This window comes from Roseateles aquatilis (assembly GCF_002205645.1).
Taxonomy (GTDB): Bacteria; Pseudomonadota; Gammaproteobacteria; order Burkholderiales; family Burkholderiaceae_C; genus Roseateles; species Roseateles aquatilis.
This window is the reverse complement of sequence record NZ_NIOF01000030.1, coordinates 1-16,955: the sequence shown is the minus strand read 5'-3', so window position 1 is coordinate 16,955 and position 16,955 is coordinate 1. Positions and strand designations below refer to the sequence as shown.

14 protein-coding genes and 1 tRNA gene are annotated in these 16,955 nt (G+C 62.6%); 14 read left to right on the top strand and 1 reads right to left on the bottom strand.

Features of this window, described 5'->3' with window-relative positions; translation table 11 throughout:
* The 10 genes from CDN99_RS27750 to rpoC form a co-directional block, all read left to right on the top strand.
* Positions 1-107: EF-Tu C-terminal domain-related protein (locus CDN99_RS27750; RefSeq protein ID WP_088385530.1), on the top strand; the 107-nt coding region annotated here is incomplete at its 5' end.
* A gap of 17 nt (positions 108-124) precedes the next feature.
* A tRNA-Trp gene (locus tag CDN99_RS27745) sits at positions 125-200 on the top strand.
* A gap of 148 nt (positions 201-348) precedes the next feature.
* Entirely contained in the window at positions 349-732 is a 384-nt protein-coding gene (gene secE / locus CDN99_RS27740) for a preprotein translocase subunit SecE (RefSeq protein WP_088388900.1), read from the top strand.
* A 26-nt stretch (positions 733-758) separates the two neighbouring features.
* Positions 759-1,343, top strand: a complete 585-nt coding sequence (gene nusG, locus CDN99_RS27735; protein ID WP_088388898.1) for a transcription termination/antitermination protein NusG — start codon at positions 759-761, stop codon at positions 1,341-1,343.
* A 216-nt stretch (positions 1,344-1,559) separates the two neighbouring features.
* The gene (rplK, locus tag CDN99_RS27730) at positions 1,560-1,991 is read left to right on the top strand and encodes a 50S ribosomal protein L11 (protein ID WP_088388896.1); all 432 of its coding nucleotides are present in this window, start codon (positions 1,560-1,562) and stop codon (positions 1,989-1,991) included.
* Position 1,992: 1 nt separating this feature from the next.
* Positions 1,993-2,700: a 50S ribosomal protein L1 gene (rplA, locus tag CDN99_RS27725; protein WP_088388894.1), complete on the top strand. Its 708-nt coding sequence runs from the start codon at positions 1,993-1,995 to the stop codon at positions 2,698-2,700.
* A gap of 287 nt (positions 2,701-2,987) precedes the next feature.
* Entirely contained in the window at positions 2,988-3,506 is a 519-nt protein-coding gene (gene rplJ, locus CDN99_RS27720) for a 50S ribosomal protein L10 (RefSeq protein WP_088388892.1), read from the top strand.
* Between the two features lie 48 nt (positions 3,507-3,554).
* Positions 3,555-3,935, top strand: coding sequence for a 50S ribosomal protein L7/L12 (rplL, locus tag CDN99_RS27715; protein ID WP_088388890.1), 381 nt, complete (start codon positions 3,555-3,557; stop codon positions 3,933-3,935).
* A 379-nt stretch (positions 3,936-4,314) separates the two neighbouring features.
* Positions 4,315-8,436 carry a DNA-directed RNA polymerase subunit beta gene (gene rpoB / locus CDN99_RS27710; RefSeq protein ID WP_088388888.1) on the top strand — a complete coding sequence of 1,374 codons (4,122 nt, stop codon included), beginning with the start codon at positions 4,315-4,317 and terminating at the stop codon, positions 8,434-8,436.
* Positions 8,437-8,458: 22 nt separating this feature from the next.
* A complete protein-coding gene (rpoC, locus tag CDN99_RS27705; protein ID WP_088388886.1) occupies positions 8,459-12,676 on the top strand; it encodes a DNA-directed RNA polymerase subunit beta' in 4,218 nt (1,405 codons plus the stop codon).
* A 115-nt stretch (positions 12,677-12,791) separates the two neighbouring features.
* On the opposite strand, the gene CDN99_RS27700 is transcribed toward rpoC, so the two are convergent.
* On the bottom strand, positions 12,792-13,289 hold the full coding sequence (locus CDN99_RS27700) for a PIN domain-containing protein (protein WP_088388884.1): 498 nt from the start codon (positions 13,287-13,289) through the stop codon (positions 12,792-12,794).
* A 231-nt stretch (positions 13,290-13,520) separates the two neighbouring features.
* Here CDN99_RS27700 and rpsL point away from each other — a divergent pair, with 231 nt between their 5' ends.
* The 4 genes from rpsL to CDN99_RS27680 all read left to right on the top strand — a co-directional run.
* The gene (gene rpsL / locus CDN99_RS27695) at positions 13,521-13,895 is read left to right on the top strand and encodes a 30S ribosomal protein S12 (RefSeq protein ID WP_067278874.1); all 375 of its coding nucleotides are present in this window, start codon (positions 13,521-13,523) and stop codon (positions 13,893-13,895) included.
* 152 nt (positions 13,896-14,047) lie between these two features.
* On the top strand, positions 14,048-14,518 hold the full coding sequence (rpsG, locus tag CDN99_RS27690; RefSeq protein ID WP_088388882.1) for a 30S ribosomal protein S7: 471 nt from the start codon (positions 14,048-14,050) through the stop codon (positions 14,516-14,518).
* Between the two features lie 69 nt (positions 14,519-14,587).
* Positions 14,588-16,690, top strand: a complete 2,103-nt coding sequence (fusA, locus tag CDN99_RS27685; protein WP_088388880.1) for an elongation factor G — start codon at positions 14,588-14,590, stop codon at positions 16,688-16,690.
* Positions 16,691-16,848: 158 nt separating this feature from the next.
* Positions 16,849-16,955, top strand: a 107-nt coding sequence (locus CDN99_RS27680) for a GTP-binding protein (protein ID WP_038204084.1), incomplete at its 3' end; no start/stop codon positions are given.

Here is a 16,955-nt window from a genome sequence, read left to right as displayed (position 1 = left end):
CCGTGAAGCTGATCGCTCCGATCGCCATGGAAGAAGGTCTGCGCTTCGCCATCCGTGAAGGCGGTCGCACCGTCGGCTCGGGCGTCGTGGCAACGATCATCGAGTAATCAAGTTAGAAGGCCACAGGGGCATAGCTCAATTGGCAGAGCGTCGGTCTCCAAAACCGAAGGTTGGGGGTTCGAGACCCTCTGCCCCTGCCAACGATCGACGATAATCGAACGTTGGTCCTAGTGGTCAAGCCAAGCCCGCGGGAGTTCATCTCGGCGGGCTTTGCTGCTGGTGGGTTCGTCCGGGAGGTTCCGGCGAACAAATGCTGCGGCGATGAGTTGCAGCCTGGAAGCGAGTTCAATGTCCAATCCTCAAGTCGAAACCGTGACGACGGGCGCCGACAAGGCCAAGCTGGCCGGCGCCGTGCTGTTGCTGATCGCCGCCATCGTGGCGTTCTATGCGCTGAGCAAGCAAGGTCCGTGGGCACAGTGGGGTGCCCTGGTCGTGCTGTTGGCCGCGGCGATCGGTGCGTTCTTCACGTCCGAGTCCGGCAAGTCGCTGATCGCTTATGGTCAGGACTCGATCAAGGAAGTGGGCAAGGTCGTTTGGCCGACGCATAAAGAAGCGCGCCAGATGACGTTGTATGTGTTTGCGTTCGTCGTGGTGATGGCGCTCTTCCTGTGGCTTACCGACAAGACGTTGGAGTGGGCGCTGTACGACCTGGTTCTGGGTTGGAAGCGCTGAGCGGGCGGGAACAGAGAAGGATCGAGATGAGCGAAGATCAAAACGTCGTTGCGACCGAGTCGACCGCCCCCGCAGGCCTGCCCAAGCGCTGGTATGTGGTGCACGCCTATTCCGGCATGGAAAAGGCTGTCGAACGCAATCTGCGCGAACGCATCGACCGTGCTGGCATGCAGGACAAGTTTGGCCGCATCCTGGTGCCGACCGAAGAGGTCGTCGAGTTGAAGAACGGCAAGAAGGCCGTGACCGAGCGTCGTTTCTTCCCCGGCTATGTGCTGGTTGAAATGGCGATGGACGATGACAGCTGGCACTTGGTCAAGCACACGTCCAAGGTCACCGGCTTTGTCGGTGGCGCCAAGAATCGCCCGGCTCCGATCTCGGAAGCCGAGGTGATGAAGATCGTCAACCAGATGCAAGAGGGTGTGGACAAGCCGCGCCCCAAGGTCGAGTGGATCGTTGGCGAGATTGTCCGCGTCAAGGAAGGTCCATTCACCGACTTCAACGGCAGCATCGAGGAAGTCAACTACGACAAGTCGAAGCTGCGCGTGTCGGTCACCATCTTCGGCCGTGCGACCCCGGTGGAGCTGGACTTCGCTCAGATCGAGAAGGTCTGACGTTCTCGGACGATTCGGTGGCCAGGGCCGCGGCGGGTCGTCCAGGCGAGCAATACGAGCTTGAAAGCGCTCGGTGGCGCAGGCCACGAAGCTTTCCGTGACCAGTTCGCAACGAGAGGCGGACAAGAGGAGCAAGGGTAAGGATTTCGATTCGAGCCCCTTGCGCTAGCACTCAAGCGATTCGACGAGGCCGTTGGATCGCTGTCAGGAGAAAACATGGCCAAGAAGATTGTCGGCTTCATCAAGCTGCAAATCCCGGCTGGCAAGGCGAATCCGTCGCCGCCGGTCGGTCCCGCGCTGGGTCAGCGTGGTCTGAACATCATGGAATTCTGCAAGGCGTTCAACGCCCAGACGCAGAGCTATGAGCCGGGCCTCAAACTGCCGGTCGTGATCACCGCCTTCGCGGACAAGAGCTTCACCTTCGTGATCAAGTCGCCCCCGGCGACCGTGCTGATCAAGAAGGCAGCCAAGATCGACAAGGGTTCGCAGCGTCCCCATCTGGACAAGGTCGGCAAGCTGACCCGCGCCCAGCTGGAAGAGATCGCCAAGACCAAGCAAAAAGACCTGACGGCCGCCGACATGGATGCCGCTGTCCGCACCATCGCCGGCTCTGCCCGTTCGATGGGCATCATCGTGGAGGGTGTCTGACATGGCCAAGCTGACCAAGCGTCAAAAAGCCCTGCAGGGCAAGGTCGAATCGACCAAGCTGTACGCGCTCTCCGATGCGCTGAATCTGGTCAAGGACTGCGCGACCGCCAAGTTCGATGAAGCCATCGATGTGTCCATTCAATTGGGCGTCGATGCGAAGAAGTCGGACCAAGTGGTTCGTGGTGCCGTCGTGATGCCCAATGGCATCGGCAAGACCAAGCGCGTTGCTGTGTTCGCCCAAGGCGCCAAGGCTGAGGAAGCCAAGGCTGCCGGCGCCGACGTCGTCGGCATGGAAGACCTGGCCGAGCGCGTCAAGGCGGGCGACATGCCCTTCGACGTCGTGATCGCCTCGCCGGACACGATGCGTATCGTCGGTACGCTGGGCCAGATCCTGGGCCCGCGCGGCCTGATGCCGAACCCGAAGGTCGGCACCGTGACCCCGGACGTCGCTACCGCAGTCAAGAACGCCAAGGCTGGTCAAGTCCAGTTCCGCGTCGACAAGGCCGGCATCATCCACGGCACGATCGGTCGTCGCTCGTTCGACACCGACAAGCTGGAAGGCAACCTGCGCGCGCTGGTCGAGGCCCTGAACAAGGCCAAGCCGGCGTCGAGCAAGGGCATCTACCTGCGCAAGGTCGCCGTGTCCTCGACGATGGGCGTTGGCGCCCGCGTCGACGTCGCGTCGATCAACGCGACGGCTGCAGCCTAAGGCGCAAGCAAACGAGGCGCGGCGCGAGTCTGGCGTCGCGCTGATGAATTGGTGGGCTGGATCGAATCATCGATCCAGGTCATCCAAGACCGCTGGCGTGAGCTCCCGCAGTAACGGGGAGCGCGCTTAATCGATGGCTAGACCATCGGCCAGCGCAGATGGCGGTCCCGCTGAAAGGATTCGATTCGTGATGCGTCACGATGGGTTCCTGACAGAAGGTCGCTGATTCCGGTGCCCGAGCCGCGATGTTCATCATCGCGTCGAGGGCGTAATGTGAGGAGTAGACCTTGAGTCTCAATCGCAACGAGAAGGCAGCCGTTGTGTCGGACGTGGCGGCGCAAGCTGCCAAGTCGCAGACGCTGGCGTTGGCCGAGTATCGTGGCCTCACCGTTGAAGCCCTGAACAAGCTGCGCGTCACCGCGCGTGCCCAAGGCGTGTATCTTCACGTGCTGAAGAACACCCTGGCGCGTCGTGCTGTGGCCGGCACCTCGTTCGAGGCGGCAACGGAGGTCATGGTCGGTCCGCTGATCTACGGCTTTTCGGAAGACGCTGTCGCGGCTGCCAAAGTCCTCGCCGACTTTGCCAAGACCAACGACAAGCTCGTCATCAAGGGTGGTGCCTACGGCGGCAAGGCGCTCGACGTCAACGGCGTGAAGGCGCTGGCGGCTGTCCCGAGCAAGGAAGTCCTGCTGTCGCAGATCGCTGGCCTGCTCATGTCGCCGGTGCAACGCACCGCGGCCGTGCTGGCAGCCCTGGCTCAGCAAAAGGGTGGCGGCGCCGAAGCCGAAACCCCGGCTGCGGCCTGATCGACGCAACACCTGCGCAAGCAATCAATCTGTATTTAGGAACCTATCATGGCATTCGATAAAGACGCTTTCCTGGCTGCCCTGGACAGCATGACCGTTCTGGAACTGAACGACCTGGTCAAGGCGATTGAAGAGAAGTTCGGCGTGTCCGCCGCTTCGATGGCCGCTCCGGCCGCTGGTGGCGCTGCCGCCGGTGGCGCTGCCGCCGCCGAAGAAAAGACCGAGTTCAACGTCGTGCTGACCGAAGCCGGCGCCAACAAGGTCTCGGTCATCAAGGCCGTTCGCGAAATCACCGGCCTGGGCCTGAAGGAAGCCAAGGACCTGGTCGACGGCGCTCCGAAGCCCGTCAAGGAAGGCATCGCCAAGGCCGACGCCGAAGCTGCCAAGAAGAAGCTGGAAGAAGCCGGCGCCAAGGTCGAACTCAAGTAAGACCTTGCTGGGACCGGGTGACATGTTCATCCGGTTCCATCCGACGAGAGGGGTGGTCCTGCGGGGCCTCCCCTTTCCTCGTTTCAGGGTATGTCCCTGGAGGTTTCGGTTGACAAAGACCACCTGAAAGCATCGTGCTGTATCATGCGCGGTTCTTTCAAGTGTTCTCTGATCCGACTGCAGAGAACGGTTTGGTCGGGCCGCGGTCCGGTCGTGCGAGATGTTGGGGTGCAACGCCCGTCAGATCTCGCTCGGCTGCCGGGGTTGTCCGCCAGCGGTTGGTAGTGGCCAACCACCAAGCTTCGGGTGCAACGCCCGAACAGCCAGTCGCCGACGCAGCGCGCCTCACGGCCAGGGGCGCGCTCGACACGGAGTCTTTATGGCGCAAGCAACCCCCTACAGCTACACCGAGCGCAAGCGTATCCGCAAGAGCTTCGGCAAGCGTGTGAGCGTGCTCAACGTTCCGTACTTGCTGACGATGCAGAAGGAGTCGTACGTCGCCTTCCTTCAGAAGGAAGTCGCTCCGCTCAAGCGCAAACCGGAAGGCCTGCAAGCGGCTTTCCTTTCCACTTTCCCGATCGTGTCGCACAACGGGTTCGTGGAGATGAAGTTCCTCGAATTCAACATCGCCAAGCCGCCGTTCGACGTTCGCGAATGCCAGCAGCGCGGTCTGACCTTCGCCGCGGCCGTCCGCGCGAAGCTGCAGATGATCATCTATGACCGGGAAAGCCCCCAGCCGAAGACGGTCAAGGAGATCAAGGAGCAAGAGGTCTACATGGGCGAAGTGCCGCTCATGACGGACTACGGCTCGTTCATCATCAACGGCACCGAGCGCGTCATCGTCTCGCAGCTGCACCGTTCGCCCGGCGTGTTCTTCGAACACGACAAGGGCAAGACGCACTCGTCCGGCAAGCTACTGTTCTCGGCGCGCATCATCCCCTACCGCGGCTCCTGGCTGGACTTCGAGTTCGACCCGAAGGACGTCCTGTACTTCCGCGTCGACCGTCGCCGCAAGATGCCGGTCACGATCCTGCTCAAGGCCATCGGCCTGAATCCCGAGCAGATCCTGGCGCACTTCTTTGTCTTCGACAATTTCCGCCTGATGGATTCGGGCGCCCAGATGGAGTTCGTGGCCGAACGCCTGAAGGGTGAAGTCGCTCGCTTCGACATCACCGACAAGAGCGGCAACGTCATCGTCGAGAAGGACAAGCGCATCACCGCCCGCCACGTGCGTCAGCTGGAGCAATCCGGCACGCAGCACGTGACCGTGCCCGAGGACTTCCTGCTTGGCCGCGTGCTGGCCAAGAACATGGTCGATCCGGATACCGGTGAGATCATCGCGAAGGCCAACGACGAGCTGACCGACTCGCTGCTGAAGAAGCTGCGCGGCGCCGGCATCAAGGACATCCAGGCGCTGTTCACGAACGAGCTGGATGAAGGCGCGTACATCAGCCAGACGCTGGCGTCGGACGAGACCGCGGACCAACTGGCTGCTCGTGTCGCGATCTACCGCATGATGCGCCCTGGCGAGCCGCCGACGGAAGACGCAGTCGAAGCGCTGTTCAACCGCTTGTTCTACAGCGAAGACACGTACGACCTGTCGCGCGTCGGCCGGATGAAGTTCAACGCCCGCGTGGGCCGCGACATCTCCGAAGGCGCGATGACGCTGTCGAACGAGGACATCCTCGACGTCGTCAAGATCCTGGTCGAGCTGCGCAATGGCCGCGGCGAAGTCGATGACATCGACCATCTGGGCAACCGTCGCGTCCGTTGCGTCGGTGAGCTGGCCGAGAACCAGTACCGCTCCGGTCTCGCCCGCATCGAGAAGGCCGTGAAGGAACGTCTGGGCCAGGCCGAGACCGAGGCGCTGATGCCGCACGACCTGATCAACTCCAAGCCGATCTCCGCGGCGCTCAAGGAGTTCTTCGGTGCGTCGCAGCTGTCGCAGTTCATGGATCAGACCAACCCGCTGTCCGAGATCACGCACAAGCGTCGTGTCTCGGCACTGGGCCCGGGCGGTCTGACTCGCGAGCGCGCCGGCTTCGAAGTGCGCGACGTGCACCCGACCCACTACGGCCGCGTCTGCCCGATCGAAACGCCGGAAGGCCCGAACATCGGTCTGATCAACTCGCTGGCCCTGTATGCGCGCCTGAACGAGTACGGCTTCCTCGAGACGCCGTATCGCCGCGTGGTGGACTCGAAGGTCACGAACCAGATCGACTACCTGTCCGCGATCGAGGAAGGCAAGTACGTGATCGCCCAGGCGAACGCGTCGCTGAACGATCAAGGCCAACTGGTCGACGAACTGGTCTCCGCGCGTGAGAACGGCGAATCGGTGCTGACCTCGCCTGAACGCATCCAGTACATGGACGTGGCGCCGACGCAGATCGTGTCGGTCGCGGCCTCGCTGGTGCCGTTCCTGGAGCACGACGATGCGAACCGTGCGCTGATGGGCGCCAACATGCAGCGTCAGGCCGTTCCGACCCTCCGTCCGGAAAAGGCCTTCGTGGGCACGGGCGTCGAGCGCGTGGCCGCGAAGGACTCGGGCACGGTGGTGGCCGCTCGTCGCGGTGGCGTGGTCGATTACGTGGACACGAACCGCATCGTGATTCGCGTGAACGACGACGAGACCGTGGCCGGTGAAGTTGGTGTCGACATCTACAACCTGATCAAGTATCAGCGTAGCAACCAGAACACCAACATCCACCAGCGTCCGATCGTCAAGCGTGGTGACCGCGTCGCCGCGGAAGACATCATCGCCGACGGTGCGTCGACCGACCTGGGTGAACTGGCACTGGGCCAGAACATGCTGGTCGCGTTCATGCCGTGGAACGGCTACAACTTCGAAGACTCGATCCTGATCTCCGAACGCGTGGTCGCCGAAGACCGCTACACCTCGATCCACATCGAGGAGCTGGTGGTCATGGCGCGTGACACGAAGCTGGGCAGCGAGGAAATCACCCGCGACATCCCGAACCTGAGCGAACAGCAACTGGCTCGCCTGGATGAATCCGGCATCGTCTACGTCGGCGCCGAAGTCAACCCGGGTGACGTGCTGGTCGGCAAGGTCACGCCCAAGGGCGAGACCACGCTGACGCCGGAAGAGAAGCTGCTGCGCGCGATCTTCGGCGAGAAGGCTTCCGACGTGAAGGACACGTCGCTGCGTGTCGACCAAGGCACCAACGGCACCGTCATCGACGTGCAGGTCTTCACCCGTGAAGGCATCCAGCGCGACAAGCGCGCCCAGCAGATCATCGACGACGAGCTGAAGCGCTTCCGCCTGGACCTGAACGACCAGCTGCGCATCGTCGAGGCCGACGCCTTCGACCGCGTCGAAAAGCTGCTGGTCGGCAAGGTCGCCAACGGTGGTCCGAAGAAGATCACCAAGGGCACCGTCATCGCCAAGGACTACCTGGCCGAGGTCGAGAAGTTCCATTGGTTCGACGTTCGCCCCGCTGAGGACGACATCGCCAACCAGCTGGAATCGATCAAGAACTCGCTGGAGCAGACCCGTCACAGCTTCGACCTCGCCTATGACGAGAAGCGCAAGAAGCTGACGCAAGGCGACGAGCTGCCGGCCGGCGTGCTGAAGATGGTCAAGGTGTACCTGGCCGTCAAGCGTCGCCTGCAGCCTGGCGACAAGATGGCCGGCCGCCACGGCAACAAGGGCGTCGTGTCCAAGATCACCCCGATCGAAGACATGCCCTACATGGCCGACGGCACGCCCGCGGACATCGTGCTGAACCCGCTGGGTGTTCCGTCGCGGATGAACGTGGGTCAGGTGCTGGAAGTGCATCTGGGCTGGGCCGGCAAGGGCATCGGCCAGCGCATCGGCGACATGCTCCAGCGCGAGGCTCGCGTGGCCGAGCTGCGCGATTTCATGGACCAGCTGTTCAACCAGAACGGCGGCAAGTCCGAGGAACTCGCCGAGCTGAGCGACGATGAGATCCTGGGCATGGCCAAGAATCTGCAGCACGGCGCGACCTTCGCCACTCCCGTCTTCGACGGCGCGAAGGAAAGCGAGATCCGCGCGATGCTGCACCTGGCCTATCCGGAAGAGATCGCCGTCAAGAAGGGCCTCACGCCGACCCGCACGCAGGCCTACCTGTATGACGGCCGCACCGGCGAGCAGTTCGAGCGTCCGACGACCATCGGCTATATGCACGTGCTGAAGTTGCACCACTTGGTGGACGACAAGATGCACGCCCGCTCGACCGGTCCGTACTCGCTCGTCACGCAGCAGCCGCTGGGCGGCAAGGCGCAGTTCGGCGGACAGCGTTTCGGTGAGATGGAAGTGTGGGCGCTGGAAGCCTATGGCGCTTCGTACATCCTGCAGGAAATGCTGACGGTGAAGTCCGACGACGTGAACGGCCGCACGAAGGTGTACGAGTCCATCGTCAAGGGCGAGCATTCCATCGAAGCCGGCATGCCCGAGTCGTTCAATGTGCTGGTGAAGGAAATCCGTTCACTGGGCATCGACATCGAGCTCGAGCGCAATTAAGCATTAGGAACAGGAGAGACACATGAAGGGTTTACTGGACCTGTTCAAGCAGTTCACGCCGGACGAACACTTCGACGCGATCAAGATCGGGCTGGCCTCGCCCGAGAAGATCCGCTCGTGGTCGTTCGGCGAGGTGAAGAAGCCTGAGACCATCAACTACCGGACGTTCAAGCCGGAACGTGATGGCCTGTTCTGCGCCAAAATCTTCGGACCGATCAAGGACTACGAGTGCCTGTGCGGCAAGTACAAGCGCCTGAAGCACCGCGGCGTGATCTGCGAGAAGTGCGGCGTTGAAGTCACCCAGACCAAGGTGCGCCGCGAGCGCATGGGCCACATCGAGCTGGCCGCGCCTTGCGCCCACATCTGGTTCCTGAAGTCGCTGCCGTCGCGTCTGGGCCTGGTGCTCGACATGACGCTGCGCGACATCGAGCGCGTGCTGTACTTCGAGGCGTACGTCGTCGTCGATCCGGGCATGACCCCGCTGAAGAAGTTCAGCATCATGTCCGAGGACGACTACGACGCGAAGCGCATCGAGTTCGGTGACGAGTTCATCGCGCTGATGGGCGCCGAAGGCATCCAGAAGCTGCTGGCGGAGATGGATCTCGACATCGAGATCGACCGTCTGCGCAACGACATGACCGGCTCCGAGCTGAAGGTCAAGAAGAACTCCAAGCGCCTCAAGGTGATGGAGGCCTTCAAGCGTTCGGGCATCAAGCCGAACTGGATGGTCATGGAAGTGCTGCCGGTGCTGCCGCCGGACCTGCGTCCGTTGGTGCCGCTGGACGGCGGTCGTTTCGCCACCTCGGATCTGAACGATCTGTACCGTCGCGTCATCAACCGCAACAACCGTCTGGCCCGCCTGCTGGAGCTGAAGGCCCCCGAGATCATCGTGCGCAACGAAAAGCGCATGCTGCAGGAAGCCGTCGACTCGCTGCTGGACAACGGCCGCCGCGGCAAGGCCATGACCGGCGCGAACAAGCGCGCGCTGAAGTCCCTGGCTGACATGATCAAGGGCAAGAGCGGTCGCTTCCGTCAAAACTTGCTGGGCAAGCGCGTCGACTACTCCGGCCGTTCCGTCATCACCGTGGGCCCGACGCTCAAGCTGCACCAGTGCGGCCTGCCGAAGCTGATGGCGCTGGAGCTGTTCAAGCCGTTCATCTTCTCGCGTCTGGAGGCGATGGGTATCGCCACCACGATCAAGGCGGCGAAGAAGGAAGTCGAGAGCGGCACCCCGGTCGTCTGGGACATCCTGGAAGAGGTTATCAAGGAGCATCCGGTTCTGCTGAACCGTGCGCCGACGCTGCACCGTCTGGGTATTCAGGCCTTCGAGCCGGTGTTGATCGAAGGCAAGGCGATCCAGCTGCATCCGCTCGTCTGCGCGGCGTTCAACGCCGACTTCGACGGTGACCAGATGGCCGTCCACGTGCCGCTGTCGATCGAAGCGCAGATGGAAGCCCGCGTGTTGATGCTGGCCTCCAACAACGTGCTGTTCCCGGCCTCCGGCGAACCGTCGATCGTTCCGTCGCAAGACGTGGTGCTGGGTCTGTACTATGCGACCCGCGAGCGCACCAACGGCAAGGGCGAGGGCATGGTCTTCTCGGACATCCCCGAGATGATCCGCGCGCTGGAGAACGGCGCGGTCGAGATCACCGCCAAGATCGGCGTGCGCCTGACCGAGTACAGCAAGGACAAGGACACCGACCAGTGGGTGCCCGAGACCAAGCTGGTGGACACGACGGTCGGCCGCGCGCTGCTGTCGGAGATCCTGCCGAAGGGTCTGCCGTTCAGCAACATCAACAAGGCGCTGAAGAAGAAGGAAATCTCGCGTCTGATCAACACGTCCTTCCGCAAGTGCGGCCTGAAGGAAACCGTGGTGCTGGCGGACAAGCTGCTGCAATCCGGTTTCAAGCTGGCCACGCGCGCAGGCATCTCGATCGCCATTGACGACATGCTGGTGCCCAAGCAGAAGGCCGAGCTGATCGACCGTGCCGAGAAGGAAGTCAAGGAGATCGAGCAGCAGTACGTCTCGGGTCTCGTGACCGCCGGCGAGCGCTACAACAAGGTCGTCGACATCTGGGGCAAGACCGGTGACGAAGTCGGCAAGGTCATGATGTCGCAGCTGTCCAAGGAGAAGATCCTGGACCGCAACGGCAAGGAAGTGGAGCAGGAGTCGTTCAACTCCATCTACATGATGGCCGACTCCGGCGCGCGGGGTTCCGCGGCGCAGATCCGTCAGCTGGCCGGCATGCGGGGCCTGATGGCGAAGCCGGACGGCTCGATCATCGAGACGCCGATCACGGCGAACTTCCGCGAAGGCCTGAACGTTCTGCAGTACTTCATCTCCACCCACGGTGCTCGTAAGGGCCTGGCGGACACGGCGCTGAAGACCGCGAACTCCGGCTACCTGACGCGTCGTCTGGTCGACGTGACGCAGGATCTGGTCGTGACCGAGACCGATTGCGGCACCGACAACGGCATCTACATGCGCGCCCTGGTGGAAGGCGGTGAGGTGATCGAGTCGTTGCGCGACCGGATCCTGGGCCGCGTTGCCGCGATCGATGTCATGCATCCGGAAACGCAAGCCGTGCTGCTGCAGGCCGGCAACATGCTGGACGAGGACACGCTGGACGTGCTGGAAGCGGCCGGCGTCGACGAAGTCAAGGTCCGCACGCCGCTGACCTGCAGCACCCGCTTCGGTCTGTGCGCGAAGTGCTATGGCCGCGACCTGGGTCGTGGCGGCATGGTCAACACCGGCGAAGCGGTGGGCGTCATTGCCGCCCAGTCGATCGGTGAGCCGGGCACGCAGCTGACGATGCGTACGTTCCACATCGGTGGCGCGGCATCGCGCGCGGCGGTGGCCTCCAGCGTCGAAGCCAAGTCGGACGGCATCATCGGCTTCAACGCCACGATGCGCTACGTCACGAACGGCAAGGGCGAACTGGTGGTCATCTCCCGTTCCGGCGAGATCGTCATCAGCGACCAGCACGGCCGCGAGCGCGAGCGCCACAAGGTGCCGTACGGCGCCCTGTTGAACATCAAGATCGATCAGACGATCAAGGCCGGCACGATCCTGGCGAACTGGGATCCGCTGACGCGCCCGATCATCACGGAATTCGCCGGTCAGGCGAGGTTCGAGAACGTCGAGGAAGGCGTCACCGTGGCCAAGCAGGTCGACGAAGTGACGGGTCTGTCCACGCTGGTCGTGATCGATCCGAAGCGTCGTGGTGCCGCCAAGGTGGTGCGCCCGCAGGTCAAGCTGCTGGACGCCAACGGCCAGGAAGTGAAGATCCCCGGCACCGATCACTCGGTGACGATCGGCTTCCAGGTCGGATCGCTGGTCCAGATCCGCGATGGTCAGGAACTGGCTCCCGGCGAGGTGCTGGCCCGTATCCCGGTGGAAGGCCAGAAGACTCGCGACATTACCGGCGGTCTGCCGCGTGTTGCCGAGCTCTTCGAAGCCCGCTCTCCGAAGGATGCTGGCTTCCTGGCGGAGCAGACCGGCACGGTCTCGTTCGGCAAGGAGACCAAAGGCAAGGTTCGCCTCGAGATCACCGATCCGGAAGGCCGCAAGCACGAGCTGCTGGTGCCCAAGGAAAAGAACATCCTGGTGCACGAAGGCCAGGTGGTGAACCGCGGCGAACTGGTGGTCGACGGTCCGGCGGACCCGCAGGACATCCTGCGTCTGCTGGGTATCGAGGAGCTGGCGCGCTACATCGTCGATGAAGTGCAGGACGTGTACCGTCTGCAGGGCGTGAAGATCAACGACAAGCACATCGAGGTGATCGTTCGCCAGATGCTGCGTCGTGTTCAGATCACCAACCCGGGCGATTCGGCCTACATCACCGGCGAGCAAGTCGAGCGTTCGGAGCTGCTGGACACGAACGACCGTCTGCGCAACGAGGGCAAGATGACCGCCACGCACGCCGATGTGCTGCTGGGTATCACGAAGGCCTCGCTGTCGACGGACTCGTTCATCTCCGCGGCCTCGTTCCAGGAGACGACGCGCGTGCTGACCGAAGCGGCGATCATGGGCAAGCGCGATGAACTGCGCGGTCTGAAGGAAAACGTGATCGTCGGCCGTCTGATCCCGGCCGGTACGGGCATGGCCTTCCACCAGGCTCGTCGTGCCAAGGAAGAGATGGACGACGCAGAGCGCCGTTCCATCGCCATCCAGGAGGCCGAAGAACTGGCGGCCGTTCAGCTGTCCGCGCTGGAGCCGGACGCAGGTTCGGCCGAATAAGCCGAACGCGGTTCAGCCGCAAAGGCTGCCGACCCGAAAGGGCGGCAGCCTTTTTCTTTGGCGTGCGGTGGTCGAGGGGGCGGCCGTCGCGGTGGGGGCGCGCCGGGTGTCCCCATCAGGCAGGGGCGGCGTGCAGCTTGATCCATGTCGCCGGCGACAGGATGGGTAAACCGAGCTTTCCCGCCCGTCTCGCGACCTTCAGCACCGCGCGGTCGCGCGAGATCAGCCAGGTCGGCTGCACCGCCGCGCAGGCAAGCGCAAGATCGATGAACTTTTGATCGTCGGGATCGCTGCAGCGCGGTCGCGCCATGCCCAAGACCGGATCGCCGATGAAACGGCAATGCAGTGCGAACGCTTCCTGCACCCGCGCTGCGTCCGGCGCATAGCTGGCCGCGACGCCCCGCCCAATGACGTGCAGCAACTCGGCCTCCATGGCCTTCGTCGCGATCCAATGTAAGCGCCGGCTTTCCACGGCCTCAATGAGCGGCAACAGAGTGGCCTCGCCAAAAACCAGCCAGTCCATGACGACCTGCGTGTCCAGCACGACCAGCCTGGTCGACCCGGCGGCGTTGTCGAAATACAGCGGAGTGGCGGTGGAGGCAGTGTCGCTCATAGGGTCCGCGAGCATAGCGCCTTGTGCGGATTCAATGAACTCGCCTACAATCGCCGGCTCTCCAGCATGTCTTGATGCATCCTGACCCTCGATTCCATCCAGGGTCTGGGTTGATTCGAGCGTGGTGCCGCAAGGTGCTGCGCTTTTGTCGTTTGTGAAGCCGCTCCATTTCGGCGGTGCCACGGGGCAGGGCGTGTTGGGGTTGTGACTTCAAACGGGAACAAGTTACTTATGCCAACCATCAATCAGCTCGTGCGCCACGGTCGTGAGACCGAGGTGACGAAATCCAAGTCGCCGGCTATGCAGTCGTGCCCGCAGCGCCGTGGCGTCTGCACCCGCGTGTACACCACCACCCCGAAGAAGCCGAACTCGGCGCTGCGTAAGGTGGCCAAGGTGCGCCTGACCAACGGTTTCGAGGTGATCTCGTACATCGGCGGTGAAGGCCACAACCTGCAGGAGCACAGCGTCGTGCTCGTGCGCGGCGGTCGTGTGAAGGACTTGCCCGGTGTGCGCTACCACATCGTCCGCGGTTCGCTGGACCTGCAGGGCGTCAAGGATCGCAAGCAATCGCGCTCCAAGTACGGCGCCAAGCGTCCGAAGAAGTAATCGCCAGAGGTTTTGGGGGCCGAGAGGTCGCCGAATTGTTGCGGTTCAGGTGCGTGTGCGCCAAGAACCGAGTAAGTGGATCCCCCCTGATGTCGGTGGAGGTCCTCGGCAAGGCGAGAGCCTTGACCAACTGAAGCATTGAAGGAAGAAGCATGCCACGTCGTCGCGAAGTACCTAAGCGCGAGATCCTGCCGGACCCGAAGTTCGGTAGCGTTGATCTGTCCAAGTTCATGAACGTCATCATGGAATCGGGCAAGAAGGCCGTCGCGGAGCGCATCATTTATGGCGCTCTGGAGCAAGTCGAGCAAAAGTCCGGCAAGGACCCGCTGGAAGTGTTCATGGTCGCGATCAACAACGTGAAGCCCATGGTTGAAGTGAAGTCCCGTCGTGTTGGCGGTGCGAACTACCAAGTTCCCGTGGAAGTTCGCCCTGTCCGCCGTCTGGCCCTTGCCATGCGCTGGCTGAAGGAATCCGCGCGCAAGCGCGGCGAGAAGTCGATGGCCCAACGTCTGGCCAACGAACTGCTGGAGGCCTCTGAAGGCCGTGGTGGCGCGATGAAGAAGCGCGATGAAGTCCACCGCATGGCAGACGCCAACAAGGCGTTCTCGCACTTCCGTTTCTAAACAAGACCTCTCAGGCCGCCTCGGGTTTTCACCGACCCGATGGCGGCTCCATGCATTTGGAGTGACACCATGTCCCGCAAGACCCCCATCGAGCGCTACCGCAACATCGGTATCTCGGCGCACATCGATGCCGGCAAGACCACCACGACGGAGCGCATCCTGTATTACACCGGTGTGAACCACAAGATCGGGGAAGTGCACGACGGCGCCGCCACGATGGACTGGATGGAGCAGGAACAAGAGCGCGGCATCACGATCACGTCGGCCGCGACGACCTGCTTCTGGAAGGGCATGGACATGTCCTACCCTGAACACCGTTTCAACATCATCGACACGCCCGGACACGTGGACTTCACCATCGAAGTCGAGCGTTCGATGCGTGTCCTGGACGGCGCCTGCATGGTGTATTGCGCCGTGGGTGGCGTGCAGCCCCAGTCGGAAACCGTCTGGCGCCAGGCCAACAAGTACAAGGTGCCGCGTCTGGCCTTCGTGAACAAGATGGACCGTACCGGTGCCAACTTCTTCAAGGTCGTTGACCAGATGAAGACTCGCCTGAAGGCGAACCCGGTGCCCATCGTGATTCCTATTGGTGCCGAAGAGAACTTCACCGGCGTGGTGGACCTGATCAAGATGAAGGCCATCATCTGGGACGAGGCGTCCCAGGGCATGAAGTTCGAGTACCAAGACATCCCGGCCGACCTCGCCGACACCGCCACCGAGTGGCGCGAGAAGATGGTCGAGGCGGCCGCCGAGGCCACCGAGGAGCTGATGAACAAGTACCTCGAGACGGGCGACCTGACCGAGGAAGAGATCAAGCTCGCGATCCGCAAGCGGACCATCGCGACCGAGATCCAGCCGATGCTTTGCGGCACCGCGTTCAAGAACAAGGGCGTGCAGCGCATGCTGGACGCCGTCATCGACTTCCTGCCGTCGCCGCTGGACATTCCGCCGGTCTCGGGCACGGACGAAGATGAGCAGCCGATCTCGCGTCAGCGTACCGACGAGGAGAAGTTCTCGGCGCTGGCCTTCAAGCTGATGACCGACCCGTACGTCGGCCAACTGACCTTCGTGCGCGTCTATTCGGGCGTGCTGCAGTCGGGTGCGACCGTCTACAACCCGGTCCGTGGCAAGAAGGAGCGCATCGGCCGGATCCTGCAGATGCACGCCAACCAGCGTGAGGAAATCAAGGAAATTCTGGCGGGCGACATCGCGGCTTGCGTGGGTCTGAAGGATGTGACCACGGGCGAAACCCTGTGCGACCCCGACAGCATCATTACGCTGGAGCGGATGGTCTTCCCGGAGCCGGTGATCTCGCAGGCTGTCGAGCCGAAGACCAAGGCCGACCAGGAAAAGATGGGTATCGCACTGGGCCGCCTGGCCGCCGAAGATCCGTCCTTCCGCCTGCGCACCGACGAAGAGTCCGGCCAGACCATCATTTCCGGCATGGGTGAGCTCCATCTGGAAATCATCGTTGATCGCATGAAGCGCGAGTTCGGCGTCGAGGCCAACGTCGGCAAGCCGCAGGTGGCTTACCGCGAAACGGTTCGCAAGTCGGTCACTGACGTCGAAGGCAAGTTCGTTCGTCAGTCGGGCGGCAAGGGCCAGTACGGGCACGTCGTGTTCTCGCTGGAACCGCAAGAGGCGGGCAAGGGCTTCGAGTTCGTCGACGCCATCAAGGGCGGCGTGGTGCCTCGCGAGTTCATCCCCGCGGTCGAGAAGGGTGTCATCGACAGCCTGCCGAATGGCGTGCTGGCCGGTTACCCGGTGGTGGACGTGAAGGTGACGCTGACCTTCGGTTCTTACCACGACGTGGACTCGAACGAAAATGCGTTCAAGATGGCTGCGTCGATGGGCTTCAAGGAAGCCTGCCGCCGTGCCAGCCCGGTCATCCTCGAGCCGATGATGGCCGTGGAGGTCGAAACGCCGGAAGACTACGCTGGCACGGTGATGGGCGACCTGTCCAGCCGCCGTGGCATGGTGCAAGGCATGGACGACATTGTTGGCGGCGGGAAGGCCATCAAGGCCGAAGTTCCGCTGTCCGAAATGTTCGGCTACTCGACCACGCTGCGTTCTGCGACGCAAGGTCGTGCGACGTACACGATGGAGTTCAAGCATTACAGCGAAGCTCCGAAGAACGTCGCCGACGCGATCATCACCTCTCGCGCCAAGTAATGTGACGGAGCCAGCACCTTCGGGTGTTGGCTCTATTGTTTTCGATCATCGAATCGTCTTCGCAGCGGGTCCCTCCGGTTGTCGGTCGCCGGGGAATCAGGATGCTGCGGAAACGCTAAACCAACAGACCGGATAGATGCTCTTTTTGGAGAATTGAAATGGCAAAAGGCAAGTTTGAACGTACCAAGCCGCACGTGAACGTGGGCACGATTGGACACGTTGACCACGGCAAGACGACGCTGACGGCGGCGATCGCGACGGTTCT